Below are 16706 nucleotides of genomic sequence, written 5' to 3'. Positions count from 1 at the left end.
CCGACGGAGTGCTCCTCATGCGCCCAGTTCTGCTCGACAACGTCAACCATGCCGATCTGCGTCTGCAAACGCGGCTCGATGCCAGCTGGGGTGACGCCGCCAACGCCGTGCCCACGGTGCCGGCGGAGTTCCGGCAGATCCAGGCGCATTTCCCCATCGTGTTCCAGGAAAGCGGCGCCAATGCCGCGGCTCGTTTCCAGCCCGTGGCCTTGCTGGGCTTGTTCGAGCCGCACAACCGCTTTCTCGGCCCGCAGGGCTGGCGCGCCGGGCACCTGCCCTGGGCACTGGAGCGCCAGCCTTTTCTGGTCGGACGCGATGGGGAGGAATGGGTGGTTCATGTGGACCTGGACAGTCCACGCCTGAGCCGTGAGGCCGGGGAGCCCCTGTTCCTGCCGCAGGGCGGGCAGTCGGTCGTGCTCGAGCGCCGGCTGTCCGTGCTGCAGGCCTTGCACCAGGGCATGCTGGAGTTGCCTGATTTCATCGACGCCTTGCTGCGCCACCGCCTGTTGGAGCCGATGAATCTGGATGTCGAGCAGCCCGACGGACAGCTGCGCCGCATGTCCGGCTATTTCGTGATCGATGAAGACCGCTTGGCCGGCCTGTCCGGTGCGGCCGTGGCCGAGTTGCATGAGGCCGGCCACTGGCTGCCCATCGCCATGGCTCTGGCTTCGCTATCCCACCTGCCGGCCTTGATCCTGGCCGAGCAGGCGCAGGGCGTGCGGCTCCATGCTTGAAATCCAGGTGCCTGCCCCCGGGCAGGTGCCTTCCCTTGTGCTGAGCTTGGACGAGCCCTGCGTCCTGCGCGGGCTGGTCTCGCATTGGCCCGTGGTTCAGGCCGCGGGGCAGGGCGCTGATGCGGCGGCTGCGTGCATGCAAGGCCACTGGCGCGGCGCCACCGTCGGCGTCTTCCAGATGGCGCGCGAGACCGGCGGCCGTATCGCCTACACCGAGGACTTCAGCGGCTTCAACTTCAGTCGCCAGATCCTGCCTTTCGATCAGGTTCTGGCTCAGTTGCTGGCCGGGCAAGACCTGGCCCCCAGCCTCCGCCCCTATCTCTACATGGGTTCGACCACGGTCGAGACCTGCCTGCCGGGCTTTGCCGCCGAGCACATGCTGGCCATGGACACGCCGGAGGCGCCGCTGGCCAGCCTCTGGATGGGCAACCGCATCACCGTGCCCGCGCACCAGGACTGGCCGTCCAATATCGCCTGCTGCGTCGCAGGCCGCCGGCGCTTCACTCTGTTCCCGCCCGATGCGGTCGGGGATCTCTACGTCGGCCCGCTGGATCTCACGCCCGCCGGCCAGCCCATCAGCCTGGCCAACCCGTCCGCGCCCGATCTGCAGCGCTTTCCGCGCTTTGCCAAGGCCCTGGCGCGTGCCCAGGTGGTCGAGCTGGAGCCGGGCGATGCGATCTACATTCCCAGCCTGTGGTGGCACCAGGTCGAAGGGCTGGATGACCTCAATGTGCTGATCAACTACTGGTGGCGGCGCAGCCCGGACTGGTCCGATTCGCCCAACACCGCGCTCTGGCTGGCCCTGGCCACGGTGCGCGATCTGCCGCCGGCCGAGCGTGCGGCCTGGCGCGCTTTGTTCGACCATTACGTCTTTGAGGCCGATGCGCAGACGGCGGCCCACATTCCGGCGCCGGCACGCGGCCTGCTGGCGCCTTTCACCGAGCCGGGTATGCGCCGCATGCGCGCCTGGCTGCTCAAGAAACTCAATCGCTAGGTCCCCACCATGAGTGTCCAAACCTTGTATTCCGACGGCGCCCGTCCGGTGCGCCGCGTCGTCATCGCCGGCGGCGGCACCGCCGGCTGGATGGTGGCCGCCCTGATGGGCAAGCTGATGGGCAAGCTGCTCGACATCCGCCTGGTCGAGTCCGAGGAGATCGGCACCGTCGGCGTCGGCGAAGCCACCATCCCGGCCCTGCACACTTACCACGAGCTGCTGGGCCTGAACGAGGCGGAGTTCATGGCCGCCACGCAGGCGACCTTCAAGCTCGGCATCAAGTTCGAAGGCTGGAAGGCGCCGGGTGAGGACTACATCCACTCCTTCGGCCTGACCGGCAAAGACCACTGGAGCGCCGGCTTCCAGCATTTCTGGCTCAAGGGCCGCGAGCGCGGTCTGGCGGCGCCCTACGGCGACTACTGCCTGGAGCTGCGCGCCGCCGAAGAGCAGCGCTTTGCCCACCTGCCGAACAACGGCATGAACTACGCCTACCACCTGGATGCCACGCGTTACGCCCGCTTCCTGCGCGGCCTGGCCGAGGCTCATGGCGTGCGCCGCATCGAGGGCAAGATCGCCGCCGTGCTGCGCGAGCAGCCAGGTGAGGGCGATCTGACGGCCTTGCAGATGGAAGACGGCAGCCGCATCGAGGGCGATCTCTTTGTCGACTGCACCGGCTTCCGTGCCTTGCTGCTGGGCCAGACCCTGGGCGTCGGCTATGAGGACTGGAGCCATTGGCTGCCCTGCGACCGCGCCGTGGCGGTGCAGACGGCCTCGGTGCGCGAGGCGCCGCCCTACACCCGCTCGATCGCCCACCCCTTCGGCTGGCAATGGCGCATCCCCCTGCAGCACCGCGTGGGCAACGGCCTGGTCTACAGCAGCCGCGAGCTCTCGGACGCCGACGCGCCCGACATGCTGCGCCGCCATGTCGAGGGCGAGCTGATCACCGAGCCGCGCCTCTTGCGCTTCCAGCCGGGCCAGCGCCACGAGGTCTGGCACCGCAACTGCGTGGCCATGGGCCTGGCCAGCGGTTTCATCGAGCCGCTGGAATCCACCAGCATCCATCTGGTGCAGCGCGCCGCCATCCGACTGATGCGCTTGTTCCCGGCCGGTGGCATCCGCGAGGTGGATGTGCGCGAGTTCAACCAGCAGACCACGCAGGACCTGCAGCACATCCGCGACTTCATCATCCTGCACTACCACGTGACCGAGCGCGACGACTCGGCCCTGTGGCGCCATGTGCGCACCATGGCCGTGCCCGAGACCCTGCGCCACCGCATCGAGCTGTTCCGTGAGACGGCGCGCGTGTTCCGCCCGCTGGACGAGTTGTTTGCCGAAAACTCCTGGATCCAGGTCATGATGGGCCAGGGCATCAGCCCGCAGCATCACCACCCGGTGGCTGACTTGATGGGTGACGCCGAGCTCTCGCAATTCCTCAACAACATCCGCAGCCAGGTCAGCCGCCAGCTGGCTGGCCTGCCGCCCCACCAAGCCTATGTCGAGCGCCTGTGTGCGCCGTATCGCGCGGCCGCCTGAGCGCCGCGCTGTTTCCTTTTGCTGACTGACCACCTGCCATGTTGACTCCCGTTCCGAGCCCGGACACCTTCCCCCGCCTGCTGGCCGATATCGGCGGCACCAATGCCCGCTTTGCCTGGGTCGATGCGCCGGGCGCCCCGCTGCGCGCCTGCGCGATCTATCGCGGTGCCGAGCATGCCTCGCTGGCCGCAGCCGTCGAGGCCTATTTGCAGCAGCAGGGCCTGCCGCGGCCCCAGGCCCTGGCCATCGGCATCGCCTATCCGATCAGCGGCGATGAGGTGCGCATGACCAACGGCGCCTGGTCGTTTTCCATCAGCGGCCTGCAGCGCGAGCTGGGTCTCAAGCGCCTGACGGTGATCAACGACTTCGCCGCCCTGGCCTTGGGCATCCCGGATCTGCAAGCGGCGCAGCTGCATGCGCTGGGCCCCGGTGAGGCTGTGGCCGGCGCGCCGCTGGCCGTGATCGGCGCCGGCACCGGCCTCGGCGTGGCCGGCCTGATGCCGCTGCCCGGCGGCGGCTGGTGGCCGGTGTCGGGCGAGGGCGGCCATGCCACCCTGGCCGGCCTCGATGATTTCGAAGATGCCGTGATCGCCCGCCTGCGTGCTCGCTTCGGCCATGTCTCGGCTGAGCGTGCGCTCTCGGGCCCGGGCCTGGTCAATCTCTACCAAGCCTGCACCGAGCTGAACGGCCAGCCGGTCCTCAGCCTGGAGCCCGCCGAGGTGCTCGGCCGTTCCGAGGCCGGCGACGCCACCGCCGCCCAGGCCATTGCCCTGTTCTGCGGCTTCCTGGGCAGCATGGCCGGCAACGTCACCCTGACCCTGGGCGCCCGCGGCGGCGTCTACATCGGCGGCGGCATCGCCCCGCGCTTGCTGAAAGAGCTGCGCAGCTCCACCTTCCGCAGCCGCTTTGAGGGCAAGGGCCGCCTGTCCGGCTTCCTCACGCCGATCCCCTGCCACGTGATCGACGCGGCGGTGTCGCCCGCGCTGGAGGGGGCGTCGCGGGCGCTGGACTTGGGTTTGTAATTCTCGTCTCAGGCGGCTCCGGCGGCTCAGCCTCCCGCCCATGAAAAAAGCCGGCACCAGGCCGGCTTTGCGCATCTCAAGACACGATCAGGGCAGCACGACGATGCTGCCTTCGCGCTCGACCAGCGCAGCCAGTTCGCCGGTGAAGACCAGGGCCGTCGCGGCTTCGATGCTGGGGGCCAGGTAATGGTCGGTGGGCATGGCCGGGCTGGTCTTGCGCACCAGGGCGTGCACCTCTTCCAGCGCGGCCGAGCTCTTCAGCGGGCGCAGGAACTCGATGCCCTGAGCGGCGGCCAGCAGTTCGATGCCGATGATGTGGGCGGTGTTGTCCAGCATCTGCCCCAAGCGGCGCGCGCCGAAAGTGGCCATGGAGACATGGTCTTCCTGGTTGGCGCTGGTGGGCAGGCTGTCCACGCTGGCCGGGTGGGCCAGGCTCTTGTTCTCGCTGGCCAGGGCGGCGGCGGTGACGTGGGCGATCATGAAGCCCGAATTCAGGCCGGCGTTCTCGGTCAGGAAGGGCGGCAGGCGCGAGACGCTGGCGTCGATCAGCATGGCGATGCGGCGCTCGGCGATGGCGCCGACCTCGGCAATTGCGCAGGCCAGCGCGTCAGCGGCCAGGGCCACCGGCTCGGCGTGGAAGTTGCCGCCAGAGACCATATAGCTGCTGCCGTCCTCGCCGGCAAACACCAGCGGGTTGTCGGTCACGGCATTGGCTTCGCGGATCAGCACATCGCGGACATAACGCGCCTGGTCCAGGCATGCGCCCATGACCTGGGGCTGGCAGCGCAGGCAGTACGGGTCTTGCACGCGCTCGTCGCCTTCCTTGTGCGACTCGCGGATGGCGCTGCCGGCCAGGATCTGGCGGTAGGCGCGGGCCGCTTCGATCTGACCGGGCTGGCCGCGCACCTCGTGGATGCGCGGGTCAAACGGGCCGTCGCTGCCGCGAGCGGCGTCCAGGCTCAGCGCGCCCGAAACGAGGGCCGATGCGTAGACCTGCTCGAAACGGATCAGGCCTTCCAGCGCCAGGGCGGTGCTGGTCTGCGTGCCGTTGATCAGCGCCAGGCCTTCCTTGGCTTGCAGCACCAGGGGTGCGATGCCGTGCTTTTGCAGCTCGGGCAGGGCGGGCAGGCGCTTGCCATCGACCAGCATTTCTCCTTCGCCCAGCAGGGCCAGGGTCATGTGCGAGAGCGGGGCCAGGTCACCCGAGGCGCCGACCGAGCCTTGTGCCGGCACGTAAGGGATGAGGCCGGCATTGAAGACGTCGAGCAGGCTTTGCACCACCTCCGGGCGCACGCCCGAGTGGCCGCGGGCGAGCGAGGCGGCCTTGGTGGCCAGCATCAGGCGCACGACTTCGGGCTGCAGCGGCGCGCCGACGCCAACGCAGTGCGAGCGGATCAGATTGAACTGCAGCGTGGCCAGCTCTTCCTTGCTGATGCGCTTGGAGGCCAGCTTGCCGAAGCCGGTGTTGACACCGTAGACGGGGGCGTCGCCGGCGGCTGCGGCCTGCACCACGGCAGCGCTGCGGCGGATGATGGCGTCAGCGCTGGCGTGCAGGCTCAGAGTGATGCCGCCGCTGCGGATCTGGCGCAGCTGGGCCAGGGATAGCTGGCCAGGGGTGATTTCGATGTTCATGGGTCGGTCGTTTTCGGGTGTTTTTTATTGGTCCAACATGGGCATGTTCAGACCGCGCTCACGTGCCGTGGTCTTGGCGATCTCATAGCCGGCATCGGCATGGCGCATCACGCCGGTGCCGGGGTCGTTGTAGAGCACTCGCGAGAGGCGCTGGGCGGCGGCATCGGTGCCGTCGGCCACGATGACCACGCCGCTGTGCTGGCTGAAGCCCATGCCCACGCCGCCGCCGTGGTGCAGCGAGACCCAGGTGGCGCCACCGGCGGTGTTCAGCAGCGCGTTCAGCAGCGGCCAGTCGGACACGGCGTCCGAGCCGTCGGCCATGCTTTCGGTTTCGCGGTTGGGGCTGGCGACCGAGCCGCTGTCCAGGTGGTCGCGGCCGATGACGATGGGGGCCTTGAGCTCACCGTTCTTCACCATCTCATTGAAAGCCAGGCCGGCAATGTGACGCTCGCCCAGACCCAGCCAGCAGATGCGCGCCGGCAGGCCCTGGAAGGCGATGCGCTCCTTGGCCATGTCCAGCCAGCGATGCACATGGGCGTGGTGGGGGAAGAGTTCCTTGATCTTGGCGTCGGTCTTGTAGATGTCTTCCGGGTCGCCGGACAGTGCCACCCAGCGGAAGGGGCCGCGGCCTTCGCAGAACTGCGGGCGCACATAGGCGGGCACGAAGCCGGGGAAGTCGAAGGCGTTCTTGACGCCTTGCTCCAGCGCCACTTGGCGGATGTTGTTGCCGTAGTCCACGGTGGGGATGCCCATGGCCTGGAAGTCCAGCATGGCTTGCACATGGACAGCGCAGCCGCGCGCCGCAGCGGCCTTGAGGTCGGCATGCTGGGCGGGGTCGGCGGCGGCGGCCTTCCACTGCTCCACGGTCCAGCCGGCGGGCAGATAGCCGTTGATCAGGTCGTGAGCGCTGGTCTGGTCGGTCACCAGATCGGGCTTGATGGCGGTGCCAGCCTTGGCGCGGCGCACCAGCTCCGGCAGGATCTCGGCGGCATTGCCCAGCAGGGCGATGGAGATGGCCTTGCCTTCGGCGGTGTACTTGGCGATGCGGGCCAGGGCGTCGTCCAGATCGGTCGCTTGCTCGTCGACATAGCGGGTCTTCAGGCGGAAATCGATGCGCGATTGCTGGCACTCGATGTTCAGCGAGCAGGCGCCGGCAAACGTGGCGGCCAGGGGCTGGGCGCCGCCCATGCCGCCCAGGCCGGCGGTTAGCACCCAACGGCCAGTCAGCGAGCCACCATAGTGTTGGCGGCCGGCTTCGGCAAAGGTTTCATACGTGCCTTGCACGATGCCCTGGGTGCCGATGTAGATCCAGCTGCCGGCCGTCATTTGGCCGTACATCATCAGGCCCTTGCGGTCGAGCTCGTTGAAGTGTTCCCAGTTGGCCCAGTGCGGCACCAGATTGGAGTTGGCGATCAGCACGCGCGGTGCGTCCGCATGGGTCTTGAACACGCCAACCGGCTTGCCCGACTGCACCAGCAGGGTCTCGTCGGCTTCCAACTTCTTGAGCGATGCCAGGATGGCTTCGAAGCAGTCCCAATTGCGGGCGGCCTTGCCGATGCCGCCGTAGACGACCAGTGCGTCCGGGTTCTCGGCAACCACAGGGTCCAGATTGTTCTGGATCATGCGGAAGGCGGCCTCGGTCAGCCAGCTCTTGCAGCTGAGCTGGGTGCCGGTGGGCGCGCGCACGACGCGCGGCTGAGCAGAGGTCTTGGGCGTGGTCGACGGTGAGGACATGACGGGCTCCTATGGGGCTGCGGAATGTGGCGAACTCTAGTTGTCTATACAAGTAAAGTCAACTACGATCCGGCCATGGTCAGAAAATCGCCCGCCAGCCCGGAACCGCAGTACCTGAAGGTGCAGAACCATCTGCGCGAACGCATCGCTTCGGGCCACTGGGTGGCCGGTGATTTGCTGCCTTCCGAGGCCGAACTGGTGCAGACCTTTGGCGTCAGCCGCATGACGGTGAACCGTGCCCTGCGCGAGCTGCACCAGGAGGGATTGATCGAGAGGGTGCAGGGCGTGGGCACTTTTGTGGCCCAGCTGCACCGCATCTCTTCGACCCTGACCGTGCGCGATGTGCACGACGAGATCGCGGAGCGCGGCCACCGCCACGAGGCCGTGCTGCACCGCCTGGAGACGCTGAAGGCCACGGCCGAGCAGGCGGCCGAGTTCGAGCTGCCGGCCGGCGCTGAGCTCTTCCACAGCGTCATCGTGCACCTGGAAAACGGCGTGGCCATCCAGTGCGAAGACCGCCTGGTCAACCCGCTCTGCGCGCCGGACTACCTGGCCCAGGACTTCAGCCAGAGCACGCCCACCCACTACTTGTTACAAGTTGCCCCCCTCAGCGAGGCCCGCTACACCATCGAATCGACGTTGCCGAGCGAATCCGAGGCTAAGCTTCTGGGCATTTCGCGGCGCGACCCCTGTCTGGTGGTCAAGCGCAGCACCCTGAGCCGCGGGCGCATCGTCACCACCGTCCGTTTGACCCACCCCGGCTCGCGTTATCTGTTGCAGGGGAGCTTTCAAGCATGAGTTGGAGTGTGATCAGCGCGGAAGATTTGGCGCCGCAGCCATGGAAAAACGGCGGCGGCCAGACCCGCGAGCTGTTGGCCTGGCCACATCCCAGCGACTGGATCGTGCGCCTGAGCGTGGCCGATATCGAGCGCGACGGGCCGTTCTCGGCCTTCGAAGGCATCCAGCGCTGGTTCGCCGTGCTGCGCGGCGATGGCGTGCGCTTGTATGAGTACGAGCTGCGCGTCGGCGACGAGTTGCTGAGTTTCGATGGCGCCCTGGCGCCTGAGTGCAGCCTGATCGGCGGCGCCACCCGCGACTTCAATCTGATGCACCGGCGCAGCCGCGGCCGCCTGCTGGTGCAGCCGGCCGATCACCCCTTTCTGCCCGAGGCGGGCAACAGTCGCTGGTTCGGCTTGTTCACCGCCGGCGGAGGCCTGCTCAGCCATGGCGCGCGTGCCATGCCGCTGCGCCCCTTGAGCCTGGCCTGGTGCGAAAGCCCGGCGCGGCAGAGCTGCATTTTTGACGGCGAAGGTGCCGCCTGGTGGATGGCCTGGAGCGAGGCAGAGGACGCCGGCGACTGACGATGCAACAAGCAGGAGCTCAATGACCATGAAGACGCAGCTGTGGACCGGTGGCCGTTTGGCCACGCTGGCGGGTGACACCGCCTGGGGTTGGGTGGAGCAGGGCGCGGTGCTGACCCAGGGCGAGCACATCCTCTGGGTCGGCGCCACCGCCGACCTGACGCCCGAGCTGCGCGCCACCGTGGCCCAGACCCACGACCTCGGCGGCGCCGTGGTCACGCCGGGCTTGATCGACTGCCACACCCATCTGGTCTACGGCGGCCAGCGCGCGCGCGAGTTCGAGCTGCGCCTGCAGGGTGCCAGTTATGAAGAGATTGCCAAGGCTGGTGGCGGCATCCGCTCCAGCGTTGCTGCCACGCGCCAGGCCACCGAGCACCAGCTCTACGCCCAGGCCGCCCACCGGCTGCTGAACCTGTTGAAAGAAGGCGTCACCACGGTCGAGGTGAAATCGGGCTATGGCCTGAGCCAGGCCTCGGAAGCCAAGATGCTGCGTGTGGCGCGGCGCCTGGCCGGCCTCGGTGTCGATGTGCGCACCACCTACCTGGGTGCCCATGCCCTGCCGCCGGAGTTCGACGGCCGGGCGGACGAGTACGTGCAAGCCGTCTGCGACTGGCTGCCCCTGCTGCAGCGCGAGGGCCTGGTCGATGCCGTCGATGCCTTCTGCGAGGGCATCGGCTTCACGCCGGCGCAGACGCGCAAGATCTTTGAGGCCGCGCGCGCCGCTGGCCTGCCGGTCAAGCTGCATGCCGAACAGCTCAGCGACCAGGGCGGCAGCCAGCTGGCGGCCGAATTCAAGGCCTTGTCCTGCGATCACCTGGAGTACCTGAGTGCCGAGGGTGTGGCCGCCATGGCGGCCGCTGGCACCGTGGCCGTGCTGCTGCCGGGCGCCTACTACTTCCTGCGCGAGACGAAACTGCCGCCGGTGCAGGCGCTGCGCGAGGCCGGTGTGCCCATCGCCATCTCCACCGATCACAACCCCGGTACCTCGCCGACGCTGTCCCTGCTGCTGATGCTGAACATGGCCTGCACCCTGTTCCGCCTGACGCCGGAAGAGGCGCTGCGCGGCGTGACCGTCAACGCGGCCCGCGCCCTGGGCCTGGCCGACCGCGGCCAGCTGGCCCCGGGCCAGCGCGCTGATTTCTGCCTCTGGGATGTCGAGCATCCCAATGAGCTGGCCTATTACTTCGGCCGCAACCCGCTGCGCCAGGTGGTGCGTGGCGCCAAGTTGCGCGGCTGAGCGAACCTGAAACTGTTGTCTGCCCCATCATGAGTCCTGTTTTCCAGCTGCGGCAGGGCCGCACGCCCTTGCTGATCAGCATGCCCCATGTGGGCCATCAGATCCCTGCGGACCAGCAGGCCCGCTACCAGCCCCGCGCGCTGGACAGCGAGGACACCGACTGGCATCTGGAGTGCCTCTACGGCGGCATCGCCGAAGAGCTGGGCGCCAGCCTGATCGTGCCGAGCTACTCGCGCTATCTGATCGACCTGAACCGCCCGCCCGAAGACACGCCCATGTATCCGGGTGCGTCCAACACCGAGCTCTGCCCGACCCGCTTCTTCACCGGCGAGCCGCTCTACCTGGCCGGCCAGGAGCCCGATGAGGCCGAGAAGCTGCGCCGCCGCCAGCTCTACTGGCTGCCCTATCACCGTGCGCTCAACGCCGAGCTGCAGCGGCTCAAGAACCTGTTTGGTTACGCCTTGCTCTTCGACGCGCACAGCATCCGCTCCGAGCTGCCCTGGCTGTTCGAGGGCCGCCTGCCCGATCTGAACCTGGGCACGGTCGAGGGTCGCTCCTGCGCGCCCGAGATCACCGCCGCCCTGGGCCAGGTGCAGGCCAGCCAGAGCGCATACACCCAGGTGGTCAATGGCCGCTTCAAGGGCGGCTACATCACCCGCCACTATGGCCAGCCTGCCGAGCAGATTCATGCCGTGCAGCTGGAGATGTGCCAGCGCTGCTATATGAGCGAACAGCCGCCCTATGCCTACGACCCCGAGCTGGCCGCCCAGGTGCAGCCCTTGATCCGCCAGTTGCTGAGCGCCTTGCTGCAGTGGCAGCCCCAGAACCCCAAGGCCTGAGCATGAACGCGATCAACAAGAAGTTCTGGGCGGCGCAAGCCTGGGTCGAAGGGCGCTGGCAGCACGATGTGCTGCTGGAGGTGGGTGCCGATGGCCATTGGCTGCACGTGCAGGCCGGCCAAGCCTGCCCCGAGGGTGCCGCGCGCCTGGAGGGCCCGGTCATCCCCAGCCTGGTCGACACCCACAGCCATGCCTTCCAGCGCGCCTTTGCCGGCCTGGCCGAGCGGCGCGAGGCGGGCGACGACGATTTCTGGTCCTGGCGCGACCGCATGTACGGCCTGGCCTTGCGCGTCACGCCCGAGCAACTGCGTGACATCGGCGCCCAGCTCTATCTGGAGCTGCTGCAGGGCGGCTACACCCAGGTCTGCGAGTTCCACTATCTGCAGCATCAGGAAGATGGCAGCGCCTATCCCGACGAGCTGGCCATGAGCTGGGCCCTGGCCGACGCGGCCGCCGAAGTGGGCTTGGGCCTGACCTTGCTGCCGGTGCTGTACGCCCATGCGGGCTTTGCCGAGCCGGCCCTGCGCCGCGACCAGCGCCGCTTCGCCACCGATGCGGCCTGGGTCTGGCGCGCCAGCGAACGCATCCGCGCCGCCGGCCGGCCGCTGCTCCATGCCGGCGTGGCCCTGCATTCCCTGCGCGCTGCCCATGCCGGCGACATCCAGGAGCTGCAGGCCCTGGTCGGCGAGACCGACATCCCGATCCACATCCACATCTCCGAGCAGCAGCAGGAGGTGCGCGACTGCCTGGCCGCCACCGGCCAGCGGCCCATGCAGCTGCTCTGCAATGACTTCCAGCCCGACCGGCGCTGGCACCTGGTGCACGCCACCCACAGCACGCCCGAGGAGATCGCCCAGGTGGCGGCCACGGGCGCTTCGGTGGTGATCTGCCCCGGCACCGAGGGCAATCTCGGCGATGGCCTGTGCGATCTTTCCGGCTGGCTGGAGGCCGGCGTGCCCATCAGCATCGGCTCGGACAGCCACGTCACCCGCAACTGGGTGGAAGAGCTGCGCTGGTTGGAGTACGGCCAGCGCCTGAGCCTGCAGCAGCGCAATGTGGCGGCGGCCCCGGGCCGTGAGGCCAGCACGGCGGCGCGTTTGTTTGAAGCCGTGCGTGCCGGCAGCGCAGCGCCGGCCGGCTTCCAGCATTGGGGGCTGGAGGCCGGCGCCCGGGCAGACTTCCTGGTGCTGGACCCCTTGGCCAGCGGCGTCGCCGGTCTGCCCGATTCGGCCGTGCTGGACGGCCTGGTGTTTGCGTCCCAGGGTCAGGTCTTGCTGGAGGTCTATGTGGCCGGCCAGCGGCGCCTGCACCAGGGCCAGCATGAGGCACGCGCCGAGATTGGCGCCCGCTTCCTGAAGACCATGGCGGCCCTGGCCTGAGCGCCCGCGCCGGGGGGTTCGGGCGCCCGGCAGGCCATGCCGGATGTTGCGAATTGGTAGATTTCCCGCGCGCTTTTCTTGAGTGTGCGATTGGCGTTTCGAATATGCTCTGCGGGCAAAGGGTTTTTCACCTTTGGGAGCTGACGATGCTGAATCTCCAGGATTTCACGGTGCGCGCTCGTTTGTATGCCTTGGCGGCCGTGTCCATGTGCATGCTCTTGCTGGTTGGTGGGGCCGGCCTCTATAGCCTCAATGAGGCCAAGCAATCCTTCAAGCACTTTGTCGATAACGACAACCAGTCTTTGGTCCACGTCTCCAAAATGCGCGCCGAGGCGGGCAATTTGCGGCGCTACGAGAAGGACCTGGTGATCAATCTCGACGACGCTGCCGCCGTCGACAAATACCGTGCTGATTGGCGCCGAGCCTACGATGCCTTCTTCGCAGCGCAGAAACAATTGGCTGCCCTGAGCATCTCGCCTTCCGAGCGTGCGGTGATTCAGTCCATCGAAGAGGGGCTGAGGCAGTACCAGGCCGAGATGGACCCCTTCATGAACAAGCTGGGTCAAAAGGAGTTCCCGGATTCGGCCGCGGCCAACAAGGCCCTGGGCGCCGCCAAGAAGGCGATTCGTCCGGTTGAAGACAAGATGGCCGAATTGGTCAAGCTGATCGATCAGGATGCCGAAGAGGGTGTGGCCGAAATCGCCCGCCATGAGCAGCGCACGCGCATGACCCTGATCACCATCCTGGTCATCAGCCTGACCCTGATCGGCTTCTACACCTTCTTCAATCTGCGCTCCATCCTCGAGCCCCTGAGCGAAGTCAAGCAGTCGGCCGAGCGCATCGCCGGCCAGGATCTGAGCGAACGCATTCAGGTCAGCGGCCGTTCCGAGACTTCGGACCTGATGCGCGGCGTGCAAGCCATGCAAGAGTCCTTGCGCGAGGTCGTGGCCAAGGTGCGCAGCGCCACCGACAACATTGCCAATGCTTCGGCCGAGGTAGCGCTGGGCGGCAATGACCTCAGTCAGCGTACCGAGCAGGCGGCCTCGAACCTGGAGGAAACCGCTTCGGCCATGGAGCAGCTCACCGCCAGTGTCAAGCACAACGCCGAGTCGGCCCGCCAGGCCAACCAGATGGCGGCCGAAGCCGCCGGCGTGGCCCAGCGTGGCGGTGAGGTGGTGGGCGAGGTGGTCAGCACCATGAGCCGCATCAGCGCTTCGTCCAGCAAGATCAGCGACATCATCTCCACCATCGACGGCATCGCCTTCCAGACCAATATCCTGGCCTTGAATGCTGCCGTGGAAGCCGCCCGCGCCGGCGAGCAGGGGCGCGGCTTTGCGGTGGTGGCCAGCGAGGTGCGCTCCCTGGCGCAACGCAGCGCCGAGGCCGCCAAGGAGATCAAGGGTTTGATCACCGCCAGCAGCGAAAGCGTGGAGGCCGGGGCCGCCCTGGTCGAGCGCGCCGGCGGCACCATGCAGGATGTCATCGCCTCGATCGGGCGGGTCGGCAGCATCGTCGCCGAAATCAGCCATGCCACCGCCGAGCAAAGCACTGGCATTGGTCAGATCGGCCAGGCCATCAGCCAGCTTGACACCATGACCCAGCAGAACGCGGCGCTGGTCGAGGAGTCGGCTGCCGCAGCGCAGAGCTTGCAGACCCAGGCCGACGAGCTCGCGCGCGCGGTGGCGGTGTTCCGCCTCTGAGCCTCGGCCGCAAGCGCCGCACAGGCCCTGCCGTCCCGACGGACAGGGCCTTTTCTTTGGAGCCTCAGCGGCCCGTGTCTGCGCCGCCGCGCACGAACTCACGCAGCTCCTGCGCCATGCGCTCCAGCGAAGGCGGGTGGATGTACATCATGTGCCCGGCCTCGAAATAGCTGACCTGGATCTTGCCGTGCAGGCTGCCGTGCAGGCCCAGGTGGCTGAGCGTGTAGTCGCCCGCTGCGTGCGGCGTGGCCAGGTCGTAGTAGCCGCTGGCCACGTAGATGCGCATGTCCGGGTTGGCGTGCATGGCACGGCGCAGGCTGTCGCCGACATTGACGTACTTGCCCTCGAAGCCTTTCCAGGCCCAGGTGTTCCAGAGCGGCGCGATCACCAGATAGGGCTCGTCGCGCTCGTATTTGAGCTGCTCGCGCAGCACCCGGTTGATGCCCACGGCATAGGCACCGACCAGATTGTTCATGCCGGCATCGTCCTCGGGGTGCTCGCCGGCATCGTCGCGGTCCAGGCCCAGGAAGCGGCTGTCCAGCCGGCCCACGGTCTGGCCGCGCTCGCGCAGCAGCTCCTTGAAGAAGCGGAACTCGGTCGGCCGCAGATCGCAACGCAGCAGATAGGCCACGCTCAGGCCGCTGTAGGTCGAGAGGGTCTCGGCCACCTTCTGGCGCCGTTCGGGGCTCAGGCGTGAGCCCTGCATCAAGGCCAGCCAGTACTCGCCGTTGGCGAACTCCTCGGCCTCGCTGACGACTTGCTTCAGCGGCTTCTTCAGCTGCGCCGGTTTCAAGGCCTTGTGGTACCAGGCGGTGGCGGCGTAAGTGGGCAGGAAGAGCGGGAAGGGCAGTTCATTGCCGTGATCGAAACCCAGGGTCTGGAAATCCACGGCCATGGACACCAGCATCAGGCCGTTGAGGTGGATGTTGTGCTTGTCCTGCAGATGGCGCGACAGGCCGGCGGCGCGGGTCGTGCCGTAGCTCTCGCCGATCAGGTACTTGGGGCTGGCCCAGCGAGCGTTGCGCGTCAGGTAGAGGCGGATGAACTCGCCCACGGCGTCGAGATCGCGCTGGTACTCGTGGTACTCGGCCAGCTTCTCGCCTTCGGCCACGCGCGAGTGGCCGGTGCCCACCGGGTCGATGAAGACCAGGTCGGAGTCGCTCAGCAGGCTGAACTCGTTGTCGGTGAGGGCGTAGGGCGGGGCGCCGCATTGGCCCATCTCATCGGTGGGCACACGCTGGGGCCCTAGCAGCCCCAGATGCAGCCAGACGCTGGATGAACCCGGGCCACCGTTGAAACTGAAGGTCAGGGGGCGCTCTGAGGCCGAGGGGGCCTTCTTGCCCTCGCGCTTCAGCGTGTAGGCGATGAAGAACACGCTGGCGCGTGTCTTGTGCCCCTTGAACTGGCCTTTCTGGGCGCCTTCGGCTTCGCTGTGCACCTCTTGCAGCAAGAGCGTGCCGCAGGTGGCGGTGTATTCCAGCGTGCGCTTGCCCAGCACCAGCTTGTGTTCGGTGACCACCAGGTGTTCGACAGGCGGCTTGTGGTGGCTGTCGCTGACAGGGGATGAAGCGGGTTGTTCGGCCGAGGACATGGCTTTCCTTTGTGGGGTGGGCGTGGCGGGGCGATTAGAGTGTGGCCCATGCACTCTAGCGCGCCCTTGGCCTCGTCCGACTCCCCCTTGCTGGGGCTTGATTTCAGCAGCGCACCGACGCGCCGCAAGCCCATCACCGTGGCCCAGGGCCGCCGCCAGGGTCAGGTCTTGCGCCTGGATGGTCTGCTGGCTTTTGAGACCCTGGCTCAGCTGTCCGAGTTCCTGAGCCGGCCCGAACCCTGGCTGGGTGGCTTTGACTTTCCCTTCGGCCTGCCGCGCGAGCTGGTGCAGGCTCTGGGCTGGCCGCAGGAATGGCGGGCCTTGATGGCGCATTACAGCGGCCTGAGCCGCGCCGAAATCCGCGCCACCTTTGCTGCATTCTGTGACGCCCGTCCGGCTGGCCAGAAGTTCGCCCACCGAGCCTGCGACCTGCCGGCCGGCTCTTCGCCCAGCATGAAGTGGGTGAACCCTCCGGTGGCCTATATGCTTCACGCGGGTGTGCCTGTGCTGCTGCAGGCCGGCGTGCACCTGCCGGGTCTGTGTGAGGGCGACCGCCAACGCGTGGCACTGGAGGCCTACCCGGGCTTGCTGGCGCGTGAGTTTCTCGGCCGACGCAGCTACAAAAGCGACGAGCGCGCCAAGCAGACACCGGAGCGCCTGATCGCCCGCAAAGACTTGATCGATGCCCTGGAGCAGGGCCGCAGCCGCCTGGGTCTGCGCCTCAAGCTCAGCCACAGCCAGCGCGAGGCCTTGATCGACGATGCCAGCGGCGACCGGCTGGACGCTGTCCTGTGCCTGATGCAGGCCGGCTGGGCGCAGACCCAGCCCGGATACGGCTTGCCGGCGGCAATGGACCCGCTGGAAGGTTGGATCCTCAGCGCCTGATTTGAAACAAATTCGAACAGCTGCACCCAGCCGCGATGACAACCCGGTCCAGAGCGCCCGCGTTG

The 16706-nt window shown here is 67.6% G+C and carries 14 protein-coding genes; 11 read left to right on the top strand and 3 right to left on the bottom strand.

Translation table 11 applies throughout. The annotated features are described in order from the left end of the window. The first annotated feature begins 17 nt into the window (after positions 1–17). Genes C1O66_RS08835 through glk form a run of 4 tightly spaced genes read left to right on the top strand, consistent with a single transcriptional unit; the run spans position 18 to position 4283 of the window. Positions 18–734, top strand: coding sequence for a SapC family protein (locus C1O66_RS08835; protein WP_102767538.1), 717 nt, complete (start codon positions 18–20; stop codon positions 732–734). Further along, positions 727–1728 (top strand): cupin-like domain-containing protein, encoded by a 1002-nt coding sequence (locus C1O66_RS08830; RefSeq protein ID WP_102767537.1) that lies wholly within the window; start codon positions 727–729, stop codon positions 1726–1728. The genes C1O66_RS08835 and C1O66_RS08830 overlap by 8 nt, the downstream gene beginning before the upstream one ends. Before the next feature lie 9 nt (positions 1729–1737). Then, positions 1738–3261: a tryptophan halogenase family protein gene (locus C1O66_RS08825; protein WP_102767536.1), complete on the top strand. Its 1524-nt coding sequence runs from the start codon at positions 1738–1740 to the stop codon at positions 3259–3261. Between the two features lie 38 nt (positions 3262–3299). Continuing rightward, positions 3300–4283 (top strand): glucokinase, encoded by a 984-nt coding sequence (gene glk, locus C1O66_RS08820; protein WP_102767535.1) that lies wholly within the window; start codon positions 3300–3302, stop codon positions 4281–4283. Positions 4284–4370: 87 nt separating this feature from the next. Here the strand turns inward: glk and hutH are convergent, their stop codons facing one another. Beyond that, positions 4371–5915: a histidine ammonia-lyase gene (gene hutH, locus C1O66_RS08815; protein ID WP_102767534.1), complete on the bottom strand. Its 1545-nt coding sequence runs from the start codon at positions 5913–5915 to the stop codon at positions 4371–4373. Between the two features lie 24 nt (positions 5916–5939). Continuing rightward, positions 5940–7649 carry a urocanate hydratase gene (gene hutU / locus C1O66_RS08810; protein WP_102767533.1) on the bottom strand — a complete coding sequence of 570 codons (1710 nt, stop codon included), beginning with the start codon at positions 7647–7649 and terminating at the stop codon, positions 5940–5942. A gap of 75 nt (positions 7650–7724) precedes the next feature. On the opposite strand from hutU, the gene hutC reads away from it, so the two are divergent. The 6 genes from hutC (at position 7725) to C1O66_RS24595 (ending at position 14165) form a co-directional block, all read left to right on the top strand. Continuing rightward, entirely contained in the window at positions 7725–8447 is a 723-nt protein-coding gene (gene hutC / locus C1O66_RS08805) for a histidine utilization repressor (RefSeq protein ID WP_102767532.1), read from the top strand. Next, entirely contained in the window at positions 8444–9010 is a 567-nt protein-coding gene (locus C1O66_RS08800; RefSeq protein ID WP_102767531.1) for a HutD/Ves family protein, read from the top strand. The genes hutC and C1O66_RS08800 overlap by 4 nt, the downstream gene beginning before the upstream one ends. A gap of 28 nt (positions 9011–9038) precedes the next feature. After that, positions 9039–10247, top strand: coding sequence for an imidazolonepropionase (hutI, locus tag C1O66_RS08795; protein WP_207795924.1), 1209 nt, complete (start codon positions 9039–9041; stop codon positions 10245–10247). A 29-nt stretch (positions 10248–10276) separates the two neighbouring features. Continuing rightward, positions 10277–11086, top strand: a complete 810-nt coding sequence (gene hutG / locus C1O66_RS08790) for an N-formylglutamate deformylase (RefSeq protein WP_102767529.1) — start codon at positions 10277–10279, stop codon at positions 11084–11086. Between the two features lie 2 nt (positions 11087–11088). Then, a complete protein-coding gene (gene hutF / locus C1O66_RS08785) occupies positions 11089–12465 on the top strand; it encodes a formimidoylglutamate deiminase (protein WP_102767528.1) in 1377 nt (458 codons plus the stop codon). A gap of 146 nt (positions 12466–12611) precedes the next feature. Then, positions 12612–14165: a methyl-accepting chemotaxis protein gene (locus C1O66_RS24595; RefSeq protein WP_271008736.1), complete on the top strand. Its 1554-nt coding sequence runs from the start codon at positions 12612–12614 to the stop codon at positions 14163–14165. A 64-nt stretch (positions 14166–14229) separates the two neighbouring features. Here the strand turns inward: C1O66_RS24595 and C1O66_RS08775 are convergent, their stop codons facing one another. Further along, complete coding sequence (locus C1O66_RS08775; RefSeq protein WP_102767526.1) at positions 14230–15756, bottom strand: S10 family peptidase; 1527 nt, start codon at positions 15754–15756, stop codon at positions 14230–14232. Positions 15757–15804: 48 nt separating this feature from the next. Between C1O66_RS08775 and C1O66_RS08770 the strand changes: the two genes are divergently transcribed. After that, positions 15805–16641 carry a DUF429 domain-containing protein gene (locus C1O66_RS08770; protein ID WP_102769556.1) on the top strand — a complete coding sequence of 279 codons (837 nt, stop codon included), beginning with the start codon at positions 15805–15807 and terminating at the stop codon, positions 16639–16641. Positions 16642–16706: the final 65 nt, after the last annotated feature.

It is taken from the genome of Paucibacter aquatile (genome assembly GCF_002885975.1).
Lineage (GTDB): Bacteria > Pseudomonadota > Gammaproteobacteria > Burkholderiales > Burkholderiaceae_C > Paucibacter_A > Paucibacter_A aquatilis.
This window is presented reverse-complemented; position numbering and strand designations above follow the sequence as displayed.